Source organism: Faecalibacterium sp. IP-3-29 (genome assembly GCF_023347335.1).
Lineage (GTDB): Bacteria > Bacillota > Clostridia > Oscillospirales > Ruminococcaceae > Faecalibacterium > Faecalibacterium duncaniae.
This window is the reverse complement of record NZ_CP094471.1, coordinates 2866562-2891658: the sequence shown is the minus strand read 5'-3', so window position 1 is coordinate 2891658 and position 25097 is coordinate 2866562. Positions and strand designations below refer to the sequence as shown.

Genomic DNA, 25097 nt, shown 5'->3' with positions numbered 1-25097 from the left:
CAAGGTTTCATGTTACCTTACCCGGATAGAATAACGTGCGGCTGGCTGCCATATTACAGGCCCTTGTAGCTTTGCGTCGCAGCCTTTCGACTGGCTTGCCGATTCTTCAGTTTTTAGCGGGAATAGCATATTGCACAGGATAAGATACTCTATTTTTTTTTTTGTCAATATGACGAAAATAGATTTGGAAGAGTATACAAAAAGGAGCGTACAATGTGGAAAACATAACGAAAACAAAATCCTGCGGCAGCACAAGATCTGCCTGACTTTATGGAGAATGCAGTGCAAGAAAAATGCCCCTGACCGAAAGAAGCCGGTCAGGGGCATTTGGGGTTGCTGCAGCGGTCAGGGTCAGTGCCTGCGCTCGTACTTCAGGCGCTCCCGCAGCTCGTCCAGAGAGCGGTGCTTTTCGCCGTGGCGCAGCTTGGGGTAAGCGCGGAGCATACGGCCCTTGCCAAAGTACTTGGAGCTCCGGGTGCGGGCGCGCATCTCCTCGCTGCGGGCCTGCAGCTCCTCGGCCAGCTGTTCCAGACGGAGCAGCTCTGCCGTGCGCTCTGCGGTGCCCTTGGCGGCCAGCTTGACGGCAGCGGCGGCCTCAGAGGCATTGAGCCGGGCCTCCTGCGAGGACTTGCGTGCGGCCTCCATGGCCTCGTCGGCCTTGGCGCGCAGGGCGGCAGCGGCATCCCGGGGGCTCAGCCTGGCGGCATTGTCCCGGGCCTCGGCAGCCGCCAGCTTGAGCTGCAGGCGGCTCTCGTCCATCTTCTGGTCCACATCCATGGCGGTGGTACCCAGCAGCTCGGTCATGGCATCGGACACGGCGTGCATACTGTCGGCCACCTTTTCCAGGGCATCCAGCTCACGGGCCAGGTCAGAGGCCGCAAAGGCGGTCACCACCACATCGGCGGCGTAGCAGGCGTACAGGATGCACATGAGAACAAAGCCCACCATCTGGGGGACCATCTCCACAAGGCCGGCGATCACGGGGTGAACGGCCTTCATCACCACAACGGTGCCCACGCCCCACAAAAGGGAGAACTCCAGGCAGATATATCCGCCGATGTTGAAGGGGAAGTCGCTGTAATCCCACCACCGGGTGTGGTAGAGCTTGTAGAGCGCCCAGCCGCCCGCCAGCTCCAGCACGCTGGGCAGGATCACGCCGCCGATATAGAGCAGCAACAGGTTGTCTACCAGCGGCGAAAGGGTGAACAGCACAATGATCATGCCAAAGCCGTAGATGGGGCAGACCGGGCCGTTCAGAAAGCCGCGGTTCACCAGCTGGCCGGTGGAAACGGCAGCATAGATGACCTCCAGACACCAGCCCAGGCAGGAGTAGATCAGGAAAAACGCCAGGATCTGATACAGCGAAAAGCCGCAGACCATGGTGTTGACAAAAAAGGACATCTTACGCCTCCTTTGCGGCGGCAGCAGCTTCCTCCGCAGCCTTCCTCTTTTTCAGGACCTTGGGCTCGATCCAGGTCACGGTCTCATCGCCGGGCAGCTTTTTGGCGATCAGGGCCTTGATCCTGATGCCCATTTCGGTGAACATCCCCTCGTGCTCGGTGCGGATGTTCCACTCCGGCTCGTTCTCGTGCAGGTCAAAGGTCTTCCAGGTGATCTCGTAGCCGGAAGCGGGGAAATACTCCAGGCTGTCGCGGAACAGGTCGTCGTCATCGGTCTTGAAGTAGATCTCGCCGCCGTCCTTCAGGAATTCGCGGTACTGGATGAGCTGGCGGGGATAGGTGAGCCGGTGCTTGTTGGAGGAAGCGTTCTTGCTCCACGGGTTACAGAAGTTGATGTAGATGCGGCTGACGGTATCCTCGGCGGTGAGCACGCCCTTGATGCGCTCGATGTCGGTGCTCATGATCTTCACGTTGTCGATGGGGCGGCCTGCCTCGGTGTAAGCGGCCTCGATCTTGCGCTTGGCAAGGATCAGCACCTTATCGGTGATGTCAATGCCCAGATAGTTGTTCTCCGGGTGGGCGCAGGCCAGCTGGGAGAGGAAGCCGCCCTTGCCGCAGCCCAGCTCCAGCACAAAGGGCTGCTCCGGGCGGGCATACTGTGCGTGCCACTTGCCGCCCCAGATCAGGGGCTCGTGGACGTGGAAATCGGCGGCCATCAGCTCATCGTGGGCGTAGGGTTTGAAACGCATTCTCATAGTTTGTTGTTCTCCTTAAAATTAACGTGGCTCGCCCTCTCAGGCGCTGACGCGCCAGCTCCCCCAAAGGGGGAGCCTTTGGCAGAAACGGATGGTTTTCCACACTGCCAAAGCCTCTCCCTTTGGGAGAGGTGGCTTTGCGAAGCAAAGACGGAGAGGGCGAGGATGCTTACCGGTCTTGCTTCTGCAAAAATTCTTTCACTTCCTCCGGCTCTGCGGCGCAGCTTCCCTGACAGATGCCGGGTTTGCCGCCGCCGCGGCCATTGAGGGCGGCGTTCAGGGCTTTGGTCAGGGCACGGACATCACCGCCCGCCTGGGCGATACAGTAGCCGGTGCCCTTTTCGTTGGGGGTCAGGGCCGCGCACAGGCCGGTGGTGGCTTCGCTCAGGCGGCTAGCCAGCCGGTGCAGGCCGTCCGGGTCCAGCCCCGGCACGATGCGGATGGCATCCGCACCGGGCGTTGCCTGCGCGGCCAGCGCGTCAAAGAGCTGGCTGCACAGTCCGAAGTGGGTGAATTTCAGGGCGGTGTACTCGTCATACACCCGGTGCACGGCGTTGGCCGTCTCGCTGGCCTTGGCGCTGAGCAGGGCACCGATCTCTGCCTGCCGCGCCCGCATGGCCTGCGCGGCTTCCAGCGCGCGCCCGCCGCAGACGATGCTCAGGCGCACACCGCCCTTATAGTTTTCAGCGGCCAGGATCTTGATCTGGCCCACCGCACCGGTAAAGGCGGTGTGGGTGCCGCAGCAGGCACAGACATCCGCCCCGGGGATGGTCACGATCCGCACCTGCCCCTCGATCTCCTTTTTGGAGCGGTAGGTCAGGGCGGCCAGCTCCTCCCGGGTGGGGTAGGTGATGTTCACCGGCACATTCTCCCAGATGATGCGGTTGGCGGCAGTCTCGGCCGCTTTCAGCCCCTCGGCGGAGATGGGGATGTTCGTGTCCATCCGCACGGCATCGGAGCCGATGTGGAAGCCCACATTCTCGGCCCCGAACATGCTGTGCAGGATGCCGGAGAGGATGTGCTCGCCGGTGTGCTGCTGCATCTTGTCAAAGCGCCATGCCCAGTCGATGGCCTGTGCCGCTTCGGCCCCGGGCACCGCCCCGGCGGGCAGGGAAGTGACCATGTGCCAGATGACACCCGCCTGCTCGTGGACATCGGTGACGGTCAGCACCGTGCCGTCGGCAAGGGTCAGGGTGCCCCGGTCGGCAGGCTGGCCGCCGCCCTCGGGGTAAAACACCGTGCCGTCCAGCGCGATGCGCCCGCCGCCGGTCCGGCTGTCCGGCTCTGCGGCTAAAATATGCCCCACCGCTTCCCGGCGGTAGGCATCGTGTTCATAGTATTTTTCGGTTGGCTGCATAAGCACCTCCTAATATAAAAACAAGTATACCACGTTTTTTGCCTGTGGAAAATAGTCTGCAGTTATGTTATGATAGAAAACAGACAAGCCCCAGCAAAAAGTTTGAGACGAGGAAGGATTTACAATGCGTGAAAGTGGTATTCTGATGCCGGTGTCCAGCCTGCCCGGCCCCTACGGGATCGGCTGCTTTGGCAAAAAGGCAGAAAAATTTGTGGATTTCCTTGCGGCGGCAGGCCAGAAGATCTGGCAGATCCTGCCCCTGAGCCCCACGGGCTATGGGGACAGCCCCTACCAGAGCTGCTCTGCCTTTGCGGGCAACCCTTATTTCATTGATCTGGATGCTCTGAAAGCCGAGGGGCTGCTGACAGCCGCCCAGCTCAAGGCCGAGCCCTGGGGCGATGACCCGCTGAACGTGGATTACGGCACCCTGTACACCAGCCGCTACAAGATCCTGCGTGCCGCCTATGCCGCCTGGCGCAGGCAGTGCGCGGGCCAGCACGGCTGTGTCCATTACTATCCGGATGCGTACTATGCCTTCACGCTGGAAAACGAGGGCTGGCTGGAGGATTATGCCCTCTACATGGCCCTCAAGACCGCCAACGGCATGAAGAGCTGGACCCAGTGGCCCCGGGAGTACCGCAAGCGGGAGCCGCAGGCGCTGGAAGCTTTTAAGGCAGAGAACGAGGAAGAGATCGGCTTCTGGAAGTTTCTGCAGTACGAGTTCAGCATCCAGTGGAAGAAGCTGAAAGCCTACGCCAACGCCAACAACGTGCAGATCCTGGGCGATATCCCCATCTATGTCTCGGCAGATTCCGTGGATGCCTGGGTGGGCGGCCCGCTGTTTGAGCTGGATGCAGACGGCGGCTTTGCCCGGGTGGCAGGCTGCCCGCCGGATTACTTCTCGGCAGACGGCCAGCTCTGGGGCAACCCGCTGTACAACTGGCCCTACCATAAGCAGACCGGCTATGCCTGGTGGATCCAGCGTGTCCGCCATGCCCTGGGCATCTATGACCTGCTCCGCATCGACCACTTCCGTGGTTTCGACACCTACTGGGCCATCCCGGCAGACAGCACTACCGCCAAGACCGGCAAGTGGGAGACCGGCCCCCGGATGGAGCTGTTCAACGCGCTGGAAGGTGCGCTGGGCAAGCTGCCCATCATCGCCGAGGATCTGGGTGAGCTGTTTCCCAGTGTGCGGGAGCTGCTGGCAGACAGCACCTTCCCGGGCATGAAGGTGCTGCAGTTCGCGTTCGGCGGCGGGGACAGCGAGTACCTGCCCCACAACCACGTCAAGAACAGCGTGGTCTACCCCGGCACCCACGACAACACGACGCTGACCGCCTGGTGGGACGAGAGCGCATCGGCCAAGGAAAAGGCTGTGGCCGCCGCCTACCTGCATCTGACCGGCTGTCAGCCCACCGCAAAGGAGGTGGCCGCTGTCAGAACAGAGGCGGCCCGCACCGCGCTGCTCCGGGCTGCGCTGGGCTCTGTGGCCGACCGTGCCATCATCCCCATGGCCGACTGGCTGGGCCTGGGCGAGGAAGCCCACCTGAACAGCCCCGGCAAGCTGGGCGGAAACTGGAGCTGGCGCGCCGCCGATGGGTTCGACACTGCCGCGCTGGCCAAGCGCATTCTGGCGGAGTGCGCCGTGTACTGCCGTACAGAACCGGGCCGGAAACCTGGAGCGTGTTTAGCAGTTTGACGAAAATGTAAAAAATTACGTTAAAGTTTGTGCGTTTTGCTGGAAACGCCCGGCACGAGATGGTATAATTCCGGTAATGAGGGCTGCGCTTTCAGCGGCCGTGTGGCAAAGCTGTGCCGGAAGGGAGAGAGTCCGGCACCGGATAGTGGGGAAAAACGCATGAAAAAAGAATGGACGGAACAGGATCTGCGCGCCTTTGCAGAAAACGCACAGACCGCCTTTGAAGACGTGACCCTGACGGAAGCCGATGAGGAGACCGCGGACACCTGGCAGGACGATGGCCTGCAGGTGGATTATGTCCTGCGCAATGGGCAGGTGGACTGCGTGCTGCGCCGCCTGATCGAGGCGGACGGCAAGCTCTGGCAGCTGCAGATGACGGCTCCGCTGGCGGGCAGCGACCTGCCGGAGGATCGGATGACCGCGCGGGAGCGGGAGCTCTGCCGGGACGATATGAATCACGATTTTCTGACCGGCGTGTTCAACCGCCGCTATTTTGAAACGGAGTTCTGCACCCGGCTGGATGAGTGGACGGATGCCCACCGCTGTGCTTCGCTGGCGCTGGTGGCGCTGGACGATGAGGACGGGATGCGCGCCCGGCAGGGCGATGCCGTGATGAACCAGCTGGTCTGCTTTGTGGCCAACCAGTGGAAAAAGCACTACGACCGCCCTGCAGAGCGGGTGGTCTGCCGCCTGACGGACACGCTGTTCGCCATCGGCTGCGCGGATAAGAACTGCGCAGAGCTGGCCGAGGAGCTGAACGGCATCTATGCCGAGATGCCCCGCGCGTGTGTGGCATCGGTGGGCCTGATGCGCCGGGTGCCCTTTACCCAGTCCATCGGCTGCGCCTGCACCGGCGAGGTGCGGGGCAAAAACTGGGACGCACTGTATCAGCTGTGTGAGCAGCGCCTGAAGGCGGCCCAGACCGCCGGCGGCGACCAGATCTGCAGCAAATAAACCGAATGCATAAAATCCCCCTTTGCGGTACAAGCTAGTGCCACAAAGGGGGATTTTTGTATGGAAAATCAGAAAAATGATAACCTGAATCTGCTGGAAGCGGTGGTGCAGAACACGGAGATGGGCAAGAACACGCTGGAACAGATCGTGCCCATGACCGAGGACCCTGCCTTCCGGGCCGAGCTTCTGCGGGAGCGGAATCTCTACCGGGAACTGAATCAGGAGGCCCACACTGCCATTGAGGCCTGCGGCGGCACGGCTCAGGGCCAGAGCATCATGGCAAAGCTCAACACCAAAATGGGCATCGGGATGAAAACGCTCACCGACAGATCCACCCGCAATCTGGCCGAAATGCTCAGCGAGGGAAGCAGCCAGGGCGTGATGGACTGTATCAAGAGCCAGAAAGACTATCCCGATGCGGCCCCCGGCTCCAAGCGCCTGATGCAGAAACTACAGGATCTGGAGGAAGAGAACCGGCTGAAACTGGAGCAGTTTCTGTAAAGGCCGCTCCGGCTGCTCAGAGTGCTTCTACCATGGCTGCCACGATCCGGGTGGCGGTAGCCACGTACTCGGCGATGCTGAACTTCTTCACCACCAGCACCTCGTGGCCGTCCTCGTCGGCGTTGTCGCTCATGGCGCGCAGGATGACACAGGGCACATCGTTCTTGGCGGCGATCTGGCTCACAGCGGCACCCTCCATCTCAACGCAGTCGGGGGCGCACTTGGCTTCGATGGCGGCCTTGGTCTCGCTGTCGCCCACGAACAGGTCGCCGGTGGCGATCTTGCCGGTCAGGGCCTTGACCCCTGCCTCGGCGCAGGCTTTTTCAGCGGCGGCGATGAGGGCCGGGTCACCGGCGTACTCCTTCAGGTAGGGCGGGTTCTGGCAGATCATGTCCAGCTGGGCATCGTGGTACAGCACCGTCTTGCCAATGACCACATCACCAATGCCGATCTTGCTGGTCATATTGCCTGCAATGCCGGAGAAGATGATCTTCTCGGCACCGTATCGGGTGATGAGCACCTGAGTGGTGGCGGCGGCATTGGCCTTGCCCATGCCTGCACAGCAGACCACGACCTGCTTGCCTGCCAGCGTGCCCCTGTGATACTCCACGCCGCCGTAGAGCTCCACGGTGACATTTTCCAGCTTTGCACACAGCTGATCGACTTCATCGGGCATTGCGCCCATAATTCCGATAATCATATAGATGTCCTTTCTCCCGGGCAAAAGTGTCTCCCGCGCGCCGCGCGGGAGACACTTTTATCATACATCAGACGTTGAACAGGAACTCGATCACGTCGCCGTCCTTCACGACGTACTCCTTGCCCTCGGTGCGCTGCAGGCCCTTGGCCTTGACAGCGGCATAATCGAAGTTGTTGGCTTCCAGGTCGCCATAGCCGATGACGCTGGCGCGGATGAAGCCGCGCTCGAAATCGCTGTGGATCTTACCGGCGGCCTGAGGTGCCTTGGTGCCCTTGCGGATGGTCCAGGCGCGGCACTCCTTCTTGCCGTCGGTCAGGAAGGAGATGAGGCCCAGCAGGTCGTAGCTGGTAGTGATCAGGTTGTCCAGGCCGCTGGCCTCGATGCCCATCTCGGCCAGGAAAGCCTTCTTCTCCTCGGGGGAGTAGTCGGCAATGTCTTCTTCGGTCTTGGCGCAGATGGGAATGTAGCGGGCCCCCTCCTCGGCGGCGCGGGCGGCCACCAGCGGGACATAGCGGTTGTTCTCAATGCCCTCCATCAGGTCATCCTCGCCCACGTTGCAGGCGTAGAGCACGGGCTTGGAGCTCAGCAGGCCCATCTCGTGCAGCACGGCCTGCTGCTCGGCATCCCCCTCGTCAAAGTCAAAGCTGCGGGCGGGCTTGCCTGCGCTCAGGTGATCAGCCAGCTTCTGCAGCCAGGCGGCTTCAGCGGCAGCACCCTTGTTGTTGCCGCTCTTGGCAGCCTTGGCCATCCGGCCCGCGCGGTTCTGAACGACCTCGAGGTCAGAGAGGATCAGCTCGTAGTCGATGGCATCGATGTCGGCGATGGGGTCCACGGCCTCGGCCTTGGTCACGTCCTCCACCACATGGATGATGTTGTCGTCATCAAAGCAGCGCACCACGTGCACGATGGCATCACACTCGCGGATGTGGCCCAGGAACTTGTTGCCCAGGCCGGCACCCTGGCTGGCACCCTTGACCAGACCGGCGATGTCTACAAACTCCACGATGGCAGGTGTCTTTTTGTTGGTCTGCCAGATCTCAGCCAGCTTGTCCAGCCGCTTGTCCGGCACGGCCACGATGCCGCTGTTGGGCTCAATGGTGCAGAAGGGGTAGTTGGCGGCTTCCGCGTTCTTGGTGGAGGTGATGGCGTTGAACAGAGTGGACTTGCCGACGTTCGGCAGACCGACGATACCTAACTTCATATAAAATACGCTCCTTACACGTTTTTTTGGCATAACGATACAACTATCATTATACGCGATGAAAACCCGGAGCGCAAGGGGATGGGCGCAAAACAACGGATTTACACGGCGGGAGTTCTATATTATACTGTTCTTAAAATACGAACCGATTTCCAGAAGGGAAGGCAGGAGGATGTTATGGAACGCAACGACCCGCGCTATCAGGCTTATGTGGAGATCCTGAAGGAGGAGCTGATTCCGGCGATGGGCTGCACCGAGCCCATCGCGCTGGCCTATGCGGCGGCAAAAGCCCGCGAGGTGCTGGGGGTGCTGCCGGACAGCGTGCAGCTGCAGGTGAGCGGCAGCATCATCAAGAACGTGAAAAGCGTCATCGTGCCCAACACCGGGCACCTGAAGGGCATGGAGGCGGCGGTGGCGGCAGGCATCATCGCCGGTTCCGCCGAGAAGGAGCTGGAGGTCATCTCGGAGGTCAGCGAGGAAAAGAAGTCTGCCATCCGGGACTATCTGCAGACGGTGCCCATCACCATCGAGCACACCGAGCAGGGGCATGTGTTTGACATCGTCGTCACCGAGCGCTGCGGGCAGGACTACGCCCGGGTGCGCATCGCGGACTACCACACCAACATCTGCCGCATCGAGAAGAACGGCACGGTGTTGTACGAGGTGCCCCTGCTGGACGAGACCGTGCAGGAGGATGCCCGCGCCGACCGCAGCCTGCTGAACATGCAGGACATCTGGGACTTTGCCGAGACCGCCGACCTGCGGGACGTGGCAGACCTGCTGGAACGGCAGATCCGCTACAACAACGCCATTGCAGAAGAGGGCCTGCTGGGCGACTACGGTGCCAACATCGGGCGGGTGCTGCTGACCACTTACGGCAACGATGTCTCAAACCGCGCAAAAGCCAAGGCCGCCGCCGGCTCCGATGCCCGCATGAACGGCTGCGAGCTGCCGGTCATCATCAACTCCGGCAGCGGCAATCAGGGCATCACCTGCTCGGTGCCCCTCATCGAGTACGCCAAGGAGCTGCACAGCGGCAAGGAAAAGCTCTACCGCGCCCTCATCATCTCCAATCTGGTGGCCATCCACGAAAAGACCGGCATCGGCACCCTGTCTGCCTACTGCGGCGCGGTCAGCGCGGGTGCGGGTGCGGGCGCAGGCATCGTGTACCTGTGCGGCGACGGCTATCAGGCTGCCATCCACACGGTGGTCAACGCCCTTGCCATCGTGTCCGGCATCGTGTGCGACGGAGCCAAGGCTTCCTGCGCCGCAAAGATCGCATCTTCGGTGGATGCGGCGCTGCTGGGCTACAACATGTACAAGTGCAATCAGGAGTTCAAGGGCGGCGATGGCATCGTGATGAAGGACATCGAGACCACCATCAAGGGCATCGGACGTCTGGGCAAGGACGGGATGCGGCAGACCAATGAGGAGATCATCCGGCTGATGATGAGCTGAGCGGCGGAGCCTGCGTCCCAAAAATCATACAAAACCTTCTTTATTTTGTCATAACTATTCCGTATAATAAAGGATAGGGGAACTTTACCCTGTTTGATTCGGAAATACTGCTCCGGCAGACAGCCGGAGAATTTGTTTTTTGGAGTATCAGGTACAGGAGGAACACTCATGGCAAACGAAAAGATCCTCGTCGTGGACGACGATACCAACATCTGCGAGCTGCTGCGGCTTTATCTGACCAAGGAGGGCTATCAGGTCACCACCGCGAACGACGGCGAAGAAGGTCTGGACAAGTTCAATCAGGTCAAACCGGATATGGTGCTGCTGGATGTGATGATGCCCAAGATGGATGGCCTGGAGGTCTGCCGCCGCATCCGCAAGCTGGGCAACACCCCCGTGATGATGCTGACCGCCAAGGGCGAGACCTTTGACAAGGTGCTGGGCCTGGAGCTGGGCGCAGACGATTACATGGTCAAGCCCTTTGACACCAAGGAAGTCGTGGCCCGCATCAAGGCGGTGCTGCGCCGCTGCACCACCACCACCGCCCAGACCGAGAGCACTGAGGGCGTGATCGAGTTCGACAACCTGCGGCTGGACATGAACAGCTACGAGCTGCGGGTCAAGGGCAAGGTGGTGGAGGCTCCCCCCAAGGAGCTGGAGCTGCTGAACTGCCTGGCCTCCCACCCCAACCGTGTTTACACCCGCGACCAGCTGCTGGACGAGGTGTGGGGCTTTGAGTACTACGGCGACAGCCGCACCATCGATGTCCATGTCAAGCGCCTGCGCGAAAAGCTGGCGGGCGCTTCCGACAAGTGGGAGCTCAAGACCGTCTGGGGCGTGGGCTATAAGTTCGAGGTGCGTCAGTAATGCGCAAAAGTATTTCGGTCACCTTCTTTTCGATGGTGGCCACCCTGCTGGTGCTGGGCACGGCGGTGCTGGGCTGCTCCGAGTGGCTGCTGTTCAGCCGCTATTTTGCCCAGGAGCGGTACGACACGCTGGACAGCGTGGCGGATGTGACCCAGCGCGCGGCGGATTATATCGTGCAGCAGGCGGCTCTGCCCAAGGGGGCCGAGCTGGATGCCCTGAACACCAAGCTGGAGATCATCGGCGAGAGCGCCGAGGCCTACCTGTTTTTTACCGATGAAGAGGGCAGGGTCCTCATTGCCTCCAACCCCGAGATGGTGGGAACAGATGTTGTGGGGCCGGAGCTTATGGAAAAAGTTGCCGGGGATCAGCCCTACCACACCCTGAGCACGCTGGACGGTGTGCTGACCGAGAAGAGCTATGTCTCGGTGCGGCACATGCAGGATGCCCAGGGCAACAACAGCGGCTATCTCTTCCTCTGCTCCTCCGGCGCGCGGCTGACCGACTTCAAGGAGGAGTTTTGGTCGAACTTCTTCTTCTCGGCCTGCATCATGCTGCTCTGCGCCAGTGTGCTGACCTCCTTTCTGATGCGGAAGCTGACCGACCCGCTCCAGAAGATCACCGATGCCGCCCAGCGGTTTGGCGGCGGGGACTTCTCTGTCCGTGTCGAGGGCGTGGAAGGTGAGGGCGAAGTGGTGGATCTGGCCCACACCTTCAACCAGATGGCGGAGAACATTCAGTCCAACGACAATTCCCGCGGCCAGTTCATGGGCAACATCGCCCACGAGCTGCGCACCCCCATGACCACCATCAAGGGCTTTGTGGACGGCATTCTGGACGGCACCATCCCGCCTGATATGCAGAACCACTACCTGCAGCTGGTCAGCGAGGAGACCGGCCGCCTGGCCCGGCTCATCCAGAACATGCTCGATCTCTCCAAGCTGGAAAGCGGCGAGTATCAGGTGAACGCCCGGATGTTCAACATCTGGGAGACGCTCACCGGTGTGGCCCTTTCGGCGGAGCAGCGCATCAATGACGGCATGATCGATCTGGAAGGCCTGACCATGGATGAAAAGGTGCTGGTCTACGCGGACCCCGACCTCATCCATCAGGTGGCTTATAACATTCTGGACAATGCCATCAAGTTTACCCCGGCGGGCGGCACCATCAAGTTCCATGTGGAGAAGCTGGGCCCCGAGGTGGAGATCTCGATCTGGAATTCCGGTCAGGGCATCAGCCCCGAGGCGCTGCCCTATGTGTTCCAGCGCTTCTACAAAGAGGACAGGTCCCGCGGACTGCACGCCCGGGGGGCCGGTCTTGGCCTGAATATCTGCAAGGTGCTGGTCAACCTTTCCGGAGGCCAGATCCGTGTGGAGAGCCAGCAGGGCGAGTGGTGTCAGTTCGTGTTCACCCTGCCCGCTACGCCCCCCAACCCCAGCGGCATGAAGCGACTGCCGGACGAATCCGGTCAGCCTGTGCCGGTGGAGGACCCTGCTAGCATGAAGCCTGTCAACTGAATCCGCGGCCAGACTGTCCCCCTGAAACGGGCGGGGCGGTCTGGTCGTTTTTGGTTTTGGAATGGATTTTGGATGGATACAGGGGCAGGTTTGAGACTTTTCCGTGAAAAACACGGCTCCGGGTTTGATTTTTTGCGTGTTTTCATGTAAACTAAGAGTAACCATGCCCGCCCTGCATTCCGGCCCCAAAACAGGTGCTCTGGCAGAACGGATGGTGTAATCTTTCTGAAAAATAACGGAGAGTACAAAACACAATGACGATCATTAGTCCTTCGATCCTTTCGGCTGATTTCAATCAGCTTGGCGCAGACTGCCGCATGGTGCTGGATGCCGGTGCGCAGATGCTGCATTATGACGTGATGGACGGCCACTTTGTGCCCAACATCAGCTTTGGCGTGCCGGTGCTGAAAAGCCTGCACAAGGGGATGCCCGCAGCATTCTACGATGTCCACCTGATGATCAGCCACCCGCTGCAGTACGCAGAGCCTTTCATCAAGGCGGGTGCCAGCCTGTACAACTTCCACCTCGAGTGCGAGGACGACATCCAGCAGACCATCGATGCGGTCAAGGCACTGGGCTGCAAGGTGGGCCTGACCATCAAACCCGGTACTGCGCCGGAGGCGCTGGCCCCGTATCTCGACCAGCTGGATCTGGTGCTGGTGATGAGCGTGGAGCCCGGCTTCGGCGGGCAGAAGTTCATGCCCTCGGCGCTGGAAAAGCTGCGCTGGCTCAAGGAAGAGCGGGCAAAGCGGAGCGCCCGCTACCTGCTGGAAGTGGATGGCGGCGTGGACGACACCACCGCCCCCCTGTGTGTGGAGGCGGGTGCCGATATTCTGGTGGCGGGCAGTGCCGTGTTCGGCGCAGCCGACCCGGCTGCGGCGGTGCGCCGTCTGGCCGCCCTGTGAGAGGTGCCTTACCATGGATGAACGTTTGATCCAGCAGCAGGAGCAGGAGCTTGCAAAGACGGGGCGGTACTATCTGCACGTCTGCTTTATGACCATCCCGCTGCTCTGCATGGCATGCTTCCTGTACGGTCTGCGGCCCCTGCTGCTCTGCGGCGCGGCGCTGCTCACCGGCAATCTGTGTGACCGCCTGGTCTCCCTGCTGCGCCGCCGCGTGTATCGGGCCGGGGATTTCTCCAACGAGAGCTTTGCCCTCATCATCGCCCTGCTCATGCCCGCCACGGTGGACTGGTATGTGGTCATTATGGCGGTGCTGGCCGGTGTCCTCATCGGCAAGGAGGTGTTTGGCGGCTACGGCAGCTATCCCTTCAACCCCGCTGCTGTGGGCTACGCTGTGGCGGCGGTGTCCTGGCCGGAGCAGGTGTTCCGCTACCCCCAGCCCTATATCAACATCCCCCTGTGGGATGCCACCGGCGTGCCGGTGTCCAGCACCATCTCGGATACCCTGCGCAGCGGCGGCAGCCTGAACATCGGCGCAATTTCGCTTGTGCTGGGCGAGTACGCCGCCCCCATGGGCACCGGTGCTGCCCTCATCCTTCTGGCCTGCGGGCTTTTCCTCTGGCTGCAGAAGGATGTCCGTCTGAGCGCTTCTGTCAGCTTTGTGGTCACCTGTGCCCTCATCGCCTTCCTCTTCCCCCGTCAGGTGGGAGTAAACGGCGTGGACATCGCCCTGCGCCTGCAGTGCGTGCGGGACGAGCTGCTGACCGGTGCCATGCTGTTCAGCGCGGTGTTCCTGCTCAACGAGCCCTACACCTGCGCCCACCACCATCTGGGCCGCATCCTGTACGGTGTGCTGGTGGGTGCGATCACCATGGGCTTCCGGTATTACGGCGTGTATGAGACGGGTGTCTGCTTTGCCCTGCTCACGGTCAACAGCATTTCCGGCTGGATGGACCGCACCGAGAGCCGCCTGTATCAGCTGATGCACCGCCCTGCGGCCGGAAAGGAGGGCGCTGAATGAAACGCTCCATTGCAGAACTGATCACCCGCGATCCTGAAAAGTTCGCCCACCATGACCGGGTGTTCAAAAACAACCCCGTTGTCATGCAGGGCATGGGTCTGGCTCCGCTGGTGGTGCTTGCCACCACGGGCAAAAATGCTTTGATGCTGGCCGTGGCTGTGGCCCTGCTGCTCACGCCTTCCCGAATGCTGGCCTGTCTGGTCAGCCGCCTGTTCCCCCTGCGGGACGAGCAGCCCGCCCCGGAAGAGCTGGAGAAAAAGCTGCTGCCCCGGGCGCTGGTGTACAGCGGCAGTGCGGCGGTGGTCTACCTCGCCGCTTATCCCATCCTGAACGCTGTGTTCGGCACCGACCTGCTGATGCTGGGCATCTACCTGCCCATGCTGGTGGTGGAGCCCTTGCTGACCTACCGCTTTGGCCGCGTGCAGGAATCTATGCACAAGGCTGTCTCCAAGGGTCTGCGCATCACGGTGGGCTACGCGCTCATCCTGTTCATCGTGGGCTGCCTGCGGGAGTGGCTGGCGCTGGGCAGTGTGTTTGGGATCCAGCTCAGCCGCTCTGTCCTGCCCATGGCATCCATGCCGGCAGGCGGTTTCATCGTGCTGGGCGTGGTGTGTGCCGTCTGGCGCGCGCTGGCCCGCAAACACAAGGAATACCTGAAAACTGAGGCGCGCGGCACTCTGGCTGCGCACCCCCGGAAGGAGGTGCAGGATCAGTGAGTGCTGTGATGAATACCATCGGTGTGGCCTTTGCCTACGCCGTGCTGGCCCTGTTTGCCCAGAACGCCATCTTTACCCGTGGTCTGGGCGTGTCGCGCCTGATCCAGCTGGTGGGTGACGAGCGCACCAGCAGCTGGTGGTTTGCCCTGCTGCTCTGTGTTACCCAGACGCTGGTGGCTCCGCTGGCGTATTTTGCGGGCAGCCAGATCGTGGATCTGCCCTACCGTGCCCAGCTTCGCCCGCTGCTCTACCTGGCCTGTGTGGCGGTGGTCTGCATCTTTGAGCACGCCATCCTGCGGGCGGTCAAGGGCCCCCGCAGCGGTCTGCTCCTCCGCATCCTGCCCATTGCCGCCGTGAACAGCGGCGTGCTGGGCACCGTGCTGGTGGAGCGCACCCAGAGCTTTACGCTGGCGCAGTCCATCGGCTTTGGCCTGGGCAGCGGCCTGGGCTACCTGCTGGCTGTGATGCTGGTGACCGAGGCGGGCAACCGCCTGCGCAGCAAGGCCATCCCTGAAGCATTCCGCGGCCTGCCCATCACCCTGATCTATATCGGTGTGCTGGCGCTGGCCATCTACGGCTTTACCGGCCATTCCGTGATCCTGTAAGTTGACCCCAAGGAGGGTGGTTGATTATGGCAAGATATCCCAAACGCCAGAAGGTCAAGCGCTACCGGCGCAGCTTTTACACCCGCGAGATGCGGCTGAAAAAGGGCATCGGCATTGCGGTGCTGGTGGTGGCCGTGCTGGCAGCGGCCTGGGTGGCCGCGCCCCATGTGCTGGACTGGGCCACCCACACCTGGTATACCGTGGTGCGGGATCGTGACCTTTCCGCATCCAGTGCTGTCAGCGAGAGTGCATCCTCCGGGACGCAGAGCACCGCTGCCAGCGAACCGGCAGCTTCCTCGGTGCCGGAAAAGGAGCCGGAGCCCGAGGCCAAGGGCACTGATATTGTGACGGGCCTGTGGGCAGAGGTGGATGTGACCACCCTGACCGACGAGGCCGCCATCCGCTCCGCCGCCCGGCAGCTCAAGGCACAGGGCATGACCTATGCCATCCTGACCCTGAAGGACACCGCCGGGCAGGTGTATTACGCCTCCCAGACGGCGGTGGGTGCCGCCAACGCGGCCCCCACGCAGGTCGAGCTGACGAGCGTGGCATCCATCTTCAAGGAGGAGGGGCTGGTGCCGGTGGTTGCGCTGACTGCCTTCCGTGACCCTGCCGGTGCCCGGGCCGACCACGCTCTGGCCATCCGGTATCAGGGGCAGGAGTACCTCTGGCTGGACAACAAGGCTTCCGCCGGAGGCAACCCCTGGCTGAACCCCTACGCCGCGGAGACCGTGCAGTATATCGGCGATCTGATCGCCGAGGTACACGCCGCCGGGTTTGATCAGGTGCTGCTGGAAAATGTCCAGTTCCCCTCGTCCACCAGCGCCAAGCAGGACTATGGCACCACCAACGGTGTGGATCGTGCCGGGCAGCTGACTGCGGATATCGCCGCCTGGCAGGCCCGCTTCGGAGATACGGTGACGCTCTGGTACGGTTATTCGCTGGCCGAGGTGACCGGCTCCTCCAGCCAGCTGGGAGCCCCTGCGGTCCAACTGGGCGTGAAGAACCTGCTGGTGAAGGTCCCGTCCTCCTCTACGCTGGATGCAGCGGCCCGGGAGGAGCTGACCCTCTCCCTGACCGAGGCAGGTGTGGAGCATGTGGTCATCCGGGACGATGCCGCCAGCTATTTTGAGTGATCCCTGCGTTTTTGTGAGAGGGAGGGAAGTATTATGAACAAAACACCCTGTTTTTCCCCGGCGCATATCCTGCTGCCGTCGGAACAGATCCCGGTGGGGCAGTGGGGCTGTGTGGCCTGCGATCAGTTCACCAGTGACCGTTCCTATTGGGAAAAGGCTGCGCAGGCCGCCGCAGGCGGCCCCAGCACACTGGACCTGATCCTGCCGGAGGTCTATCTGGAAGAGGATGACGTGGATGCAAGGATCAGCGCCATCCATGCGGCCATGGACGATTACACCCGGAACGTGCTGACCCGCGCGGTGGACGGCTTCATTTATGTGGAGCGCACCGAGCAGAGCGGCCGGGTGCGGCAGGGCCTTGTGGGCAGGATCGACCTGGAGGCATACAGCTATGCCGAGGGTGCGGTGCCTGCCATCCGCCCCAGTGAGCACACCGTGGAAAGCCGCATCCCGCCCCGCATGGCGGTGCGCCGGGGGGCAAGGCTGGAAACGCCCCATATTATGATGCTGGCCGATGACCCTGGCTGCACCCTCATCGAGCCCATCGGCGAGAAGAAGGAGCAGCTGCGCAAGGTCTACGAGGGCGACCTGATGCTGAACGGCGGCCACATTGCCGGCTGGGCAGTGGAAGATCCCGCCCTGCTGGCACAGATCGACAGCGCCCTGAACGCTCTGGGCAGCCAGGAGGCCTTTGATGCCCGGTATCCCCAGGCAAAGGGCGGCGCGCCCCTGACGCTGGCCGTGGGCGACGGCAACCATTCGCTGGCTTCCGCCAAGGCCTGCTGGGAGGAGCTGAAAAAGACCCTGACCCCGGAGCAGCAGCTGACCCACCCGGCCCGCTGGTGCCTGGCTGAGGTCTGCAATGTCCACTCTCCGGCCATTGAGATCGAGCCCATCCACCGTGTCCTTTTCAATGTGGACTGCGGTGCCGTGCTGCTGGCCCTCATCGCGTGGAGTGATTCCCACGCGGCAGGCATCTGCTTCGGCGATGCAAAACAGCAGTCCTTTACGCTGGCAGGCCCCCATGTGGCCAATGTGCTCAGCTTTGAACATCCCGTTGCCCCGCTGACCGTGGGCACCATTGACGCATTCATTGAGTATTTCATGGCCCGCCACATCGAGGCCCGGGTGGATTATGTCCACGATGAGCCCGCTGTCCGCGCCCTGTGCAGGCAGGGGGGTGTGGCTTTCCTGATGCCGCCCTTTGAGAAAAGCGATCTGTTCAAGGGCATCGTTATGGGCGGTGTGCTGCCCCGCAAGACCTTCAGCATGGGGCACGCAGAGGAAAAGCGCTATTATATGGAATGCAGAAACATTTTAGGTGAAGAATGACATTTAACGAACTGAATCTTTCCGCGCCTGTGCTGCGTGCTGTGGCACAGGCGGGCTATGAATCCCCCTCGCCCATTCAGGCGGCGGCCATTCCGCCGGTGCTGGCCGGGAGGGACTTGATGGGCTGCGCCCAGACGGGTACCGGCAAGACGGCTGCCTTTGCGCTGCCCATGCTCGACCGCCTGACTGCCAGCGCACCCCGCAAAAAGGGTGCCATCCGCGCCCTGATCCTGACTCCTACCCGGGAGCTGGCTTTGCAGATCGGCGAGAGCTTTGAGGCCTACGGCAAGTATCTGACCCTGCGCAGCACCGTCATCTTTGGCGGTGTGGGTCAGGCTCCGCAGGTCGCAGCCCTGAAAAAGGGCGTGGACATCCTCATTGCCTGCCCGGGCCGCCTGAACGACCTGGTGGGGCAGGGGCTGCTGGACCTTTCCAACATTGAGATCTTTGTTCTGGACGAAGCCGACCGGATGCTGGATATGGGCTTTGTCCACGACGTGAAAAAGGTGATCGCCAAGCTGCCCAGGCAGCGCCAGAACCTGATGTTCAGCGCCACCATGCCCAAGGAGATCGAGCAGCTGGCCGCAGGCATCCTGCGTGACCCGGCCTTTGTCAAGGTAGACCCGGTGTCCAGCACGGTGGACCGCATCCAGCAGAGCCTGTATTTTGTGGAGAAGGGCAACAAGAAGTTCCTGCTGCCCTGGCTCATCAAAAACCTGAAGCCTGAGGTGGTGAACGCGCTGGTGTTCAGCCGCACCAAGCACGGAGCCGATAAAATTGCAAAAGATCTGAACAAGCAGGGCATCCCCGCTGCCGCCATCCACGGCAACAAGAGCCAGACCGCCCGCGTGACGGCGCTGGAGGATTTCAAGGCGGGCAAGACCCGGGTGCTGGTGGCGACCGATATCGCCGCCCGCGGCATTGACATCAGCGAGCTGTCTCATGTGTTCAACTACGACCTGCCCGAGGTGCCCGAGACCTACGTCCACCGCATTGGCCGCACGGCCCGTGCCGGTGCCGACGGCACTGCCGTCAGCTTCTGCGCCCCGGAGGAAAAGGAATATCTGGCCGGGATCGAAAAGCTGAACCGCCGCCAGATCCCGGTGGTCTCCGGCCATCCCTGGGACGGCGTGCCTGCCCCTGTCAAGGCTGCGCCCCCGGTGCGGGGTAAAAAGCCCAAGGCGGAAGCAGAGCAGCCCGTGAAGGCAGAGCAGCCCGCCAAAGCAGAAAAGGCAGCCAAGGCCGAAAAGCCCGCTGCCCCCAAGAAGGAAAAAGCGGCTGCAAAACAGCCCAGTCCCAAGAATACCGAACCGAAAGAAGGAACATCCATGGAGGAAAACCAGAAGCGCACTTCCGGCGGCCGCAGTGAGAACCGCCGCTCCAATAACAGCCGCACCCGCCGCGAGGGCAATGCCCCGCAGCCGGCCAACCGCGGCAGCAACGCCCAGCCCAAATTCGACCCCCACTTTGTGAGCGCCCCGGAGGCTACCCCCCTGCGCCCGGTCAAAAAGGCTCCGGCTGCGCAGCCTGCCGCAAAGCAGACTGCTCCGGCCCAGAACGGCCAGCGTCAGCGCGGCGGTCAGCCTGCCCGTGCCGAGCAGCGCACCGACCGCAATGCCCGCCCGGCCCAGAACGGCCAGAGCCAGCAGGGCAGCCGCAATAATCGCAATGCAGTGCCGAGCAGCCGCCCGGACCGCCCCGCCAAGAGCGAGGCACCCCGCGGCCGCAGCCGGAACGCCGCCCCCGCACGGGACGAGGACCCGGGCCTGATGCTGATCAGCCGCCGCCCGCCCCAGCAGAAGTTCACCAACTTTGAAGAGTATATGACCGCCCACGGCGGTGCCACCGCACCCATTGAGGATCACACCGATGAAACCTGAGCCGTTTGCCCCCTGGCAGTGCCCGCTCTGCGGCGAACCCCTGACCGGGGACACTGCCCTGAAATGCGGCAGGAACCACAGCTTTGACCGGGCGAAAGAGGGGTACTGGCACCTGCTGCCGGTGCAGAGTATGCGTACCAAGGCCCCGGGCGACAGCAAAGAGATGGTCGCCGCCCGCCGTGCCTTCCTGAACGCCGGGTATTACGGCATCTTCGGCCGGGCGCTGGGGGAACTGTGCCTTGCGTACGGTGCTTCCGCCGGGGCAGATGCACCGCTCCACCTGCTGGATGCGGGCTGCGGCGAGGGCTGGTACGACCGCTGCATTGCACAGGCCTTTGCGCAGGCGGGCAGGCCTGTGCAGCTGGCGGGCTTTGATATCGCAAAGCCTGCGGTGCGTCTGGCCGCAAAGGCACTGCCTGCCGCAAAATACGCGGTGGCATCCAGCTTTGCCCAGCCTGTCCGCACCGGATGGGCCGACTTGCTGCTCAACTGCTTCTCGCCCTTTGCGCAGGAAGAGTTCCGGCGCGTGCTGCGCCCGGGCGGACGGATGATCTATGTCGTGCCCGGTGCGGAACACCTCTACCAGATGAAGGCTGTCCTCTACGACACGCCCTATAAAAATCCGGTGCAGGAGGTGGCCTATGAGGGCTTCCGTCCCATTGGGGAGCGGGAAGTCTCGGGCAGCATCACGGTGCCTGCCGGGCAGCTGGAGGCGCTGTTCGCCATGACCCCCTATTACTGGAAAACGCCACGGGATGGCGCGGCCCGCCTGGCCGCCCTGCCCGAGCTGACCACGGACATCGCGTTCCGCTTCCTTGTGTTTGAAAAAGAATGATCGAAAAGCCCCCGGCCTGTGAGGATACAGGCCGGGGGCTTTTTGCGTGCAGAAAACAGGGTCACATCGCGATCCAGCCCAGTGCGTTGGCGACCGAGCTGGCCAGGATGATGGCCGCGAAGATGGGGCAGAGATACCGGAGCATAAAGTTGAACACCGGTTTGCGGCGGAAGGGCTGACCTTCCCGTGTGACCTCTTCCTCGATCTTTTCCACGCCGACGATCCGGGAGACCAGCAGGCAGGTGGCAATGGCCGCAATGGGCATCATCACCGAGTTGGTCAGGAAGTCGAAGAAATCGAGAAACTGCATCCCGAACACGGTCACACTGGCAAGGGGGCCGTAGCCCAGCGCGGAAAGGCTGCCCAGTGTGATCATAATACAGCCGATGAGGATGGTGGAGCGGGTGCGGTCCCAGCCCAACTCGTCCTCAAAGGTAGAAACAGCACTCTCGGTCAGGGCAATGGAGCTGGTGAGGGCCGCGAACAGCACCAGCACAAAGAAGAGCACGCCTACGGCAGTGCCCATGCCCATGCTGGCAAAGACCTTGGGGATGGTAATGAACATCAGGGCCGGGCCCGCCTGCAGGGTGTCAGGGTCGCCGCCCGAAAAAGCGAACACGGCGGGAATGATCATCAGGCCCGCCATGATAGCAATGGCGGTGTCGAAGATCTCCACGTTTTCCGTGGACTGCTCAATGGACACGTTCTTTTTCATGTAGGAGCCAAAGGTCACCAGGATGCCCATGGCAATGGAGAGGGAGTAGAACATCTGCCCCATGGCGGAAACCACGGTCATCCACGAGAAGTTGGCCGGGTTGGGCACCAGAAAATACTTTACACCCGCCAGTGCGCCGGGTCGTGTGACCGAGTAGAGGGCAATGACCACCGAGAGCACCACCAGCACCGGCATCATCACCTTGGAAACGCGCTCCACGCCGTTGCGCACACCCGCAAAGATGATGCCCAGCGTGATAAAGGTGAACAGCAGGAACGCGATCTCGGCCAGCAGACCGTTGGAGATGAAGCCGGAGAAATACCCGTCCGATGCCAGCGCGCTGCCGTGGCCGGTGAGATACTGGGCCAGATAGTGGATGACCCATCCGCCGATGACCGAATAATAGGGAACGATCAGGATGGGGATGACGGCGTTGATCCAGCCGCCGAACGCCAGCCCTTTCCCCTTGCCAAAATGGCTGTAAGCGCCCACCGGGCTTTTGCGGGTCATCCGGCCCAGCGCCGTTTCGGCAATGATCATGGTGTAGCCAAAGGTGACAGCCAGCAGGATGTAGACGAGCAGAAAAATGCCGCCGCCGTATTTTGCGGCCAGATACGGGAAGCGCCAGATGTTTCCCAACCCGACCGACGCACCGGCGGCGGACAGCACGAATCCGAGTTTGCCGGAAAACGCACTGCGCTTGTGTTGAGTTTCCATGTTTTTTCCTCTTTTCCAGTTGATAAAATCAAGTGTAACATAGAGAAAACGGGATTTCAACGAATCGCAGGCGTTTCACCGGTGGAGAGATTTCAGGCGAAAGGTGAAGAAAAGTGAATCACTTTCGAGTAAAGGGCTCCATACCGTGCTCCTCGGGGGTGTAGTATTCCATCAGGGAAATGTAGTTTTCCGGGTGGTGGCAGAACGCCGCGCGCAGAACACTGTCCAGCTCGCCCCGGGCGGTGAGCAGGCGGATGATGTACTGGGCCACCATCTGCACCACATCGGTCTCGATGCCGTAGCACAGGCCGACCGCCAGCACCGGGATAAGGATCTGCCGGGCCAGCAGGGGCACGTTCTGGCCGTACCGCTCGAGGATGGGGCGGCTCATGGTGGAGGCGGCCCAGACGCTGCCCACGATCTGCCAGTAATCGATCTCTTTCATGTGGGAAAGGCTCTGCAGCCGCTCCACGATCTCACCGTCGCTGAGGATGTAGCCATCGACCACCTCTTTTTCGGAGCGGAGAAAGGCACACTGGATCATGTCCATGATGGCGGCCTCGTATTTCTGGTGGAAATTTTCCCGGGAAACGCAGAACTTGGCCACGATGTCGATGAGGGCACTGGTGTCCTCGGCGGTGGCAAGACTGCTGACCACCAGCGGCGTGGGGCCGAATTCCGCCCCCAGTGCGTCCAGGTCGGCCAGTTCTTCGGCATTCCGGGTGGCGGGCAGAAAGCGGTCACAGCCGTTGCGGTGGTAGCCCCAGGCAGCGGGCAGCACCCGGGCCACCGCGTCGCCGCTGGAAATGATGTTGAAGATGTTGCTCTCGGGCCAGTTTTCCAGCAGGGTGCCGTCCGGGGCGTGGTTGGCATCGAAATCCTGCTGCAGGTCAGGCCGGTCGGCGGCAGTCAGGGCCGCAGGCACCGCAAAGCCGTAGGCATAGATATTCTCACGCCCCAGCTGGGGCAGCTCCCGGGCGATCTTTGCCGCCAGCAGATTTGCAATGATGGAACCGCGGCTGTAGCCGCCCAGCCAGAGCTTGAAGGCACCGCCCTGCCCTGCCCGGGTCAGATAGGCCTTGAGGGACGCAAACACCGCCGCCACAGGCGTGACAAAGCCGGTGTGCGCGCTGGTATCGCCTGTGTGGAAGTTGCTGGCCCACTCGCCGCCGTAGCCGCCGCCCCGCAGGACAAGCGCCACAAGGGTGGTACGCTGGCCGTTCAGGGTCAGGGTCTTGCGGGCCAGCGAGTAGCCCACAAAGTCCCCGGCCCGGCCGGTGTCGAGGTCGTAATTGTAGAACAGCGCGTCCTCAAAGCCCAGGGTCTCGTAGGCGGCGGCAATGTGGGCTTCCCGCCCCACAGAACTGTTGACCCAGTATTCCGCATCGCTGGCCACGGTGTTGGCCGCAGCGCAGACCAGACCCAGCGTTGCCAGCGCCAGCTGGTGGTCATATTGGGTGGCCGGGTGGGTGAAAAAGCTGTCGGAGTAATAGAACGCGTGGGTCAGGTCGCAGCCGCTCAGGTCGCTGCGGATGCCGATGGTGTAGCGGCCATCCGGCACTGCATGGCCCACGGGGCTCTGCCCGGCGGCCTGGACCATCAGCCCGGGCAGCAGAGTGCTGCTGGCCGCAAACCCCAGCACCTTGCAAAAACTTCTTCGATCCATAATTTTTCCCCTCAAAAACCAGAATGGATTTTTTTCTTAGTATACCGTATCCCGGGCGGGGATACAATCCAAAGTTTTCCGGGCGGCAAAAAACGGGCCGGTGTTGCGCACACCGGCCCGTTATGTTACACTGTTGTTCAGTCCAGATCCTTGCAGCACTCCACGATGTGGTGGAACATCTGCTCCACGGCGGGAGCCATGGCGGTGGGGCGCTGGACGGCCAGACCCACCACGCGATCCTCTTCGGGCTCGATGGGGTAGATCTTGACTGCTGCCGTGCAGTTGCGCAGCAGCATCCGGGGCATGATGGAAATACCCAGGCCTGCCTCGACCATGGCAATGTTCGACTGGTCGTCGATGACATGGCAGCGGCGCTCCGTTGAGAGGGAATACTTCTTGAGGAACTGACGCATCTCCGCGTCGGTGGCATCCCACTGCACCACAAAGTTCTGCCCGTTCATCAGGGCGGGGGTCATCACGCCGTTGGGCGGCTCGGGCCAGTCCATGGGGGTGATGCAGAGCAGCGGCTCGTGGAACAGCTCGGTCAGAACAAACTCCTCCCGGCAGTTGTTGGAGAGGAAGGCAATGTCCACCTGACCGGTGCGCAGCCACTCCTTGACATCGTCGTAGGTGCCCTGATAGACCTCGACCTCGATCTGGGGGTAGTGGGCCATAAAGCCCTTGAGGATGCTGGGCAGCAGCCCGGAGCAGATCGAGTTGAAGGCGCCCAGCTTGACCTTGCCCTTTTCCAGGCCGTTCAGGCGGGCAATGCTCTGCTGTAGGGCCTCGTCGCTGTTCAGCACCGCACGGATGGAGGGGTACAGCGAAGCGCCGTAGCTGGTCATGGTAACGCCGTTTTTGCCGCGATTGAATAAGGTGAAGCCCAGCTCAGCCTCCATCACGGCGATGGCGTGGCTGATGGCCGAGGGAGTCAGATGCAGCTGCTGAGCCGCCTTGTTAAAGCTGCCCTGCCGTGCAACTGCGTCGAAAATCTCATAAGAAAACAGCGTCATTCCCAATGCCTCCTTCCGGTCTGATCTGGTTCGGAGACGCTCGATCCTCTGTGAATCTTTTTCATCTTTGGTTTGAGATAGTTCAATTATCTTCTTGATTTTACTATCCTGCGCCCGTCCTGTCAAGCATTTTGGGCTGATTTGTGCATG

General features: G+C 61.8%; 22 protein-coding genes and 1 riboswitch. Of the genes, 14 read left to right on the top strand and 8 right to left on the bottom strand.

The window, feature by feature from the left end; genetic code table 11:
- Positions 1-33 precede the first annotated feature (33 nt).
- Positions 34-110, bottom strand: a riboswitch (cyclic di-GMP riboswitch).
- A gap of 241 nt (positions 111-351) precedes the next feature.
- From MTP40_RS13885 to MTP40_RS13875, 3 genes are all read right to left on the bottom strand, one after another.
- Positions 352-1401 carry a putative ABC transporter permease gene (locus tag MTP40_RS13885; protein WP_249259562.1) on the bottom strand — a complete coding sequence of 350 codons (1050 nt, stop codon included), beginning with the start codon at positions 1399-1401 and terminating at the stop codon, positions 352-354.
- A gap of 1 nt (position 1402) precedes the next feature.
- The gene (gene trmB / locus MTP40_RS13880; protein ID WP_249259561.1) at positions 1403-2155 is read right to left on the bottom strand and encodes a tRNA (guanosine(46)-N7)-methyltransferase TrmB; all 753 of its coding nucleotides are present in this window, start codon (positions 2153-2155) and stop codon (positions 1403-1405) included.
- 169 nt (positions 2156-2324) lie between these two features.
- On the bottom strand, positions 2325-3512 hold the full coding sequence (locus MTP40_RS13875; protein WP_249259560.1) for an alanyl-tRNA editing protein: 1188 nt from the start codon (positions 3510-3512) through the stop codon (positions 2325-2327).
- A 124-nt stretch (positions 3513-3636) separates the two neighbouring features.
- Here MTP40_RS13875 and malQ point away from each other — a divergent pair, with 124 nt between their 5' ends.
- From malQ to MTP40_RS13860, 3 genes are all read left to right on the top strand, one after another.
- Entirely contained in the window at positions 3637-5214 is a 1578-nt protein-coding gene (gene malQ, locus MTP40_RS13870) for a 4-alpha-glucanotransferase (RefSeq protein WP_249259559.1), read from the top strand.
- Between the two features lie 159 nt (positions 5215-5373).
- Entirely contained in the window at positions 5374-6168 is a 795-nt protein-coding gene (locus tag MTP40_RS13865) for a GGDEF domain-containing protein (RefSeq protein WP_207684624.1), read from the top strand.
- Positions 6169-6228: 60 nt separating this feature from the next.
- A complete protein-coding gene (locus MTP40_RS13860; RefSeq protein ID WP_005934706.1) occupies positions 6229-6669 on the top strand; it encodes a hypothetical protein in 441 nt (146 codons plus the stop codon).
- Positions 6670-6685: 16 nt separating this feature from the next.
- On the opposite strand, the gene MTP40_RS13855 is transcribed toward MTP40_RS13860, so the two are convergent.
- Entirely contained in the window at positions 6686-7369 is a 684-nt protein-coding gene (locus MTP40_RS13855; RefSeq protein ID WP_117535881.1) for a 5'-methylthioadenosine/adenosylhomocysteine nucleosidase, read from the bottom strand.
- 67 nt (positions 7370-7436) lie between these two features.
- Entirely contained in the window at positions 7437-8570 is a 1134-nt protein-coding gene (gene ychF / locus MTP40_RS13850; RefSeq protein ID WP_249259558.1) for a redox-regulated ATPase YchF, read from the bottom strand.
- A 177-nt stretch (positions 8571-8747) separates the two neighbouring features.
- Here ychF and MTP40_RS13845 point away from each other — a divergent pair, with 177 nt between their 5' ends.
- The 11 genes from MTP40_RS13845 to MTP40_RS13795 all read left to right on the top strand — a co-directional run bounded on the left by MTP40_RS13845 (position 8748) and on the right by MTP40_RS13795 (position 20836).
- Positions 8748-10028, top strand: a complete 1281-nt coding sequence (locus MTP40_RS13845) for an L-cysteine desulfidase family protein (protein ID WP_035394634.1) — start codon at positions 8748-8750, stop codon at positions 10026-10028.
- A 168-nt stretch (positions 10029-10196) separates the two neighbouring features.
- Positions 10197-10895 carry a response regulator transcription factor gene (locus MTP40_RS13840; protein WP_005934701.1) on the top strand — a complete coding sequence of 233 codons (699 nt, stop codon included), beginning with the start codon at positions 10197-10199 and terminating at the stop codon, positions 10893-10895.
- Positions 10895-12409: a sensor histidine kinase gene (locus MTP40_RS13835; protein WP_117506037.1), complete on the top strand. Its 1515-nt coding sequence runs from the start codon at positions 10895-10897 to the stop codon at positions 12407-12409. The genes MTP40_RS13840 and MTP40_RS13835 overlap by 1 nt, the downstream gene beginning before the upstream one ends.
- 254 nt (positions 12410-12663) lie before the next feature.
- Positions 12664-13314, top strand: a complete 651-nt coding sequence (gene rpe / locus MTP40_RS13830) for a ribulose-phosphate 3-epimerase (RefSeq protein ID WP_005934699.1) — start codon at positions 12664-12666, stop codon at positions 13312-13314.
- A gap of 13 nt (positions 13315-13327) precedes the next feature.
- Positions 13328-14332: an RnfABCDGE type electron transport complex subunit D gene (locus tag MTP40_RS13825; RefSeq protein WP_097773172.1), complete on the top strand. Its 1005-nt coding sequence runs from the start codon at positions 13328-13330 to the stop codon at positions 14330-14332.
- The gene (locus MTP40_RS13820) at positions 14329-15048 is read left to right on the top strand and encodes an Rnf-Nqr domain containing protein (protein ID WP_097771378.1); all 720 of its coding nucleotides are present in this window, start codon (positions 14329-14331) and stop codon (positions 15046-15048) included. Before MTP40_RS13825 ends, MTP40_RS13820 begins: the two co-directional genes overlap by 4 nt.
- The gene (locus MTP40_RS13815; protein WP_249259557.1) at positions 15045-15653 is read left to right on the top strand and encodes an electron transport complex protein RnfA; all 609 of its coding nucleotides are present in this window, start codon (positions 15045-15047) and stop codon (positions 15651-15653) included. The genes MTP40_RS13820 and MTP40_RS13815 overlap by 4 nt, the downstream gene beginning before the upstream one ends.
- A gap of 26 nt (positions 15654-15679) precedes the next feature.
- Positions 15680-16789: a putative glycoside hydrolase gene (locus MTP40_RS13810; RefSeq protein ID WP_249259556.1), complete on the top strand. Its 1110-nt coding sequence runs from the start codon at positions 15680-15682 to the stop codon at positions 16787-16789.
- Positions 16790-16822: 33 nt separating this feature from the next.
- Entirely contained in the window at positions 16823-18121 is a 1299-nt protein-coding gene (locus MTP40_RS13805) for a DUF1015 domain-containing protein (RefSeq protein ID WP_098924151.1), read from the top strand.
- On the top strand, positions 18118-20001 hold the full coding sequence (locus MTP40_RS13800) for a DEAD/DEAH box helicase (RefSeq protein WP_249259555.1): 1884 nt from the start codon (positions 18118-18120) through the stop codon (positions 19999-20001). Before MTP40_RS13805 ends, MTP40_RS13800 begins: the two co-directional genes overlap by 4 nt.
- The gene (locus tag MTP40_RS13795) at positions 19991-20836 is read left to right on the top strand and encodes a putative RNA methyltransferase (protein WP_154277110.1); all 846 of its coding nucleotides are present in this window, start codon (positions 19991-19993) and stop codon (positions 20834-20836) included. The genes MTP40_RS13800 and MTP40_RS13795 overlap by 11 nt, the downstream gene beginning before the upstream one ends.
- Before the next feature lie 61 nt (positions 20837-20897).
- On the opposite strand, the gene MTP40_RS13790 is transcribed toward MTP40_RS13795, so the two are convergent.
- From MTP40_RS13790 to MTP40_RS13780, 3 genes are all read right to left on the bottom strand, one after another.
- Positions 20898-22268 (bottom strand): sodium-dependent transporter, encoded by a 1371-nt coding sequence (locus MTP40_RS13790; RefSeq protein WP_249259554.1) that lies wholly within the window; start codon positions 22266-22268, stop codon positions 20898-20900.
- Between the two features lie 118 nt (positions 22269-22386).
- The gene (locus MTP40_RS13785) at positions 22387-23934 is read right to left on the bottom strand and encodes a lipase family protein (RefSeq protein WP_249259553.1); all 1548 of its coding nucleotides are present in this window, start codon (positions 23932-23934) and stop codon (positions 22387-22389) included.
- Between the two features lie 137 nt (positions 23935-24071).
- A complete protein-coding gene (locus tag MTP40_RS13780; protein ID WP_097773180.1) occupies positions 24072-24947 on the bottom strand; it encodes a LysR family transcriptional regulator in 876 nt (291 codons plus the stop codon).
- Positions 24948-25097 lie beyond the last annotated feature (150 nt).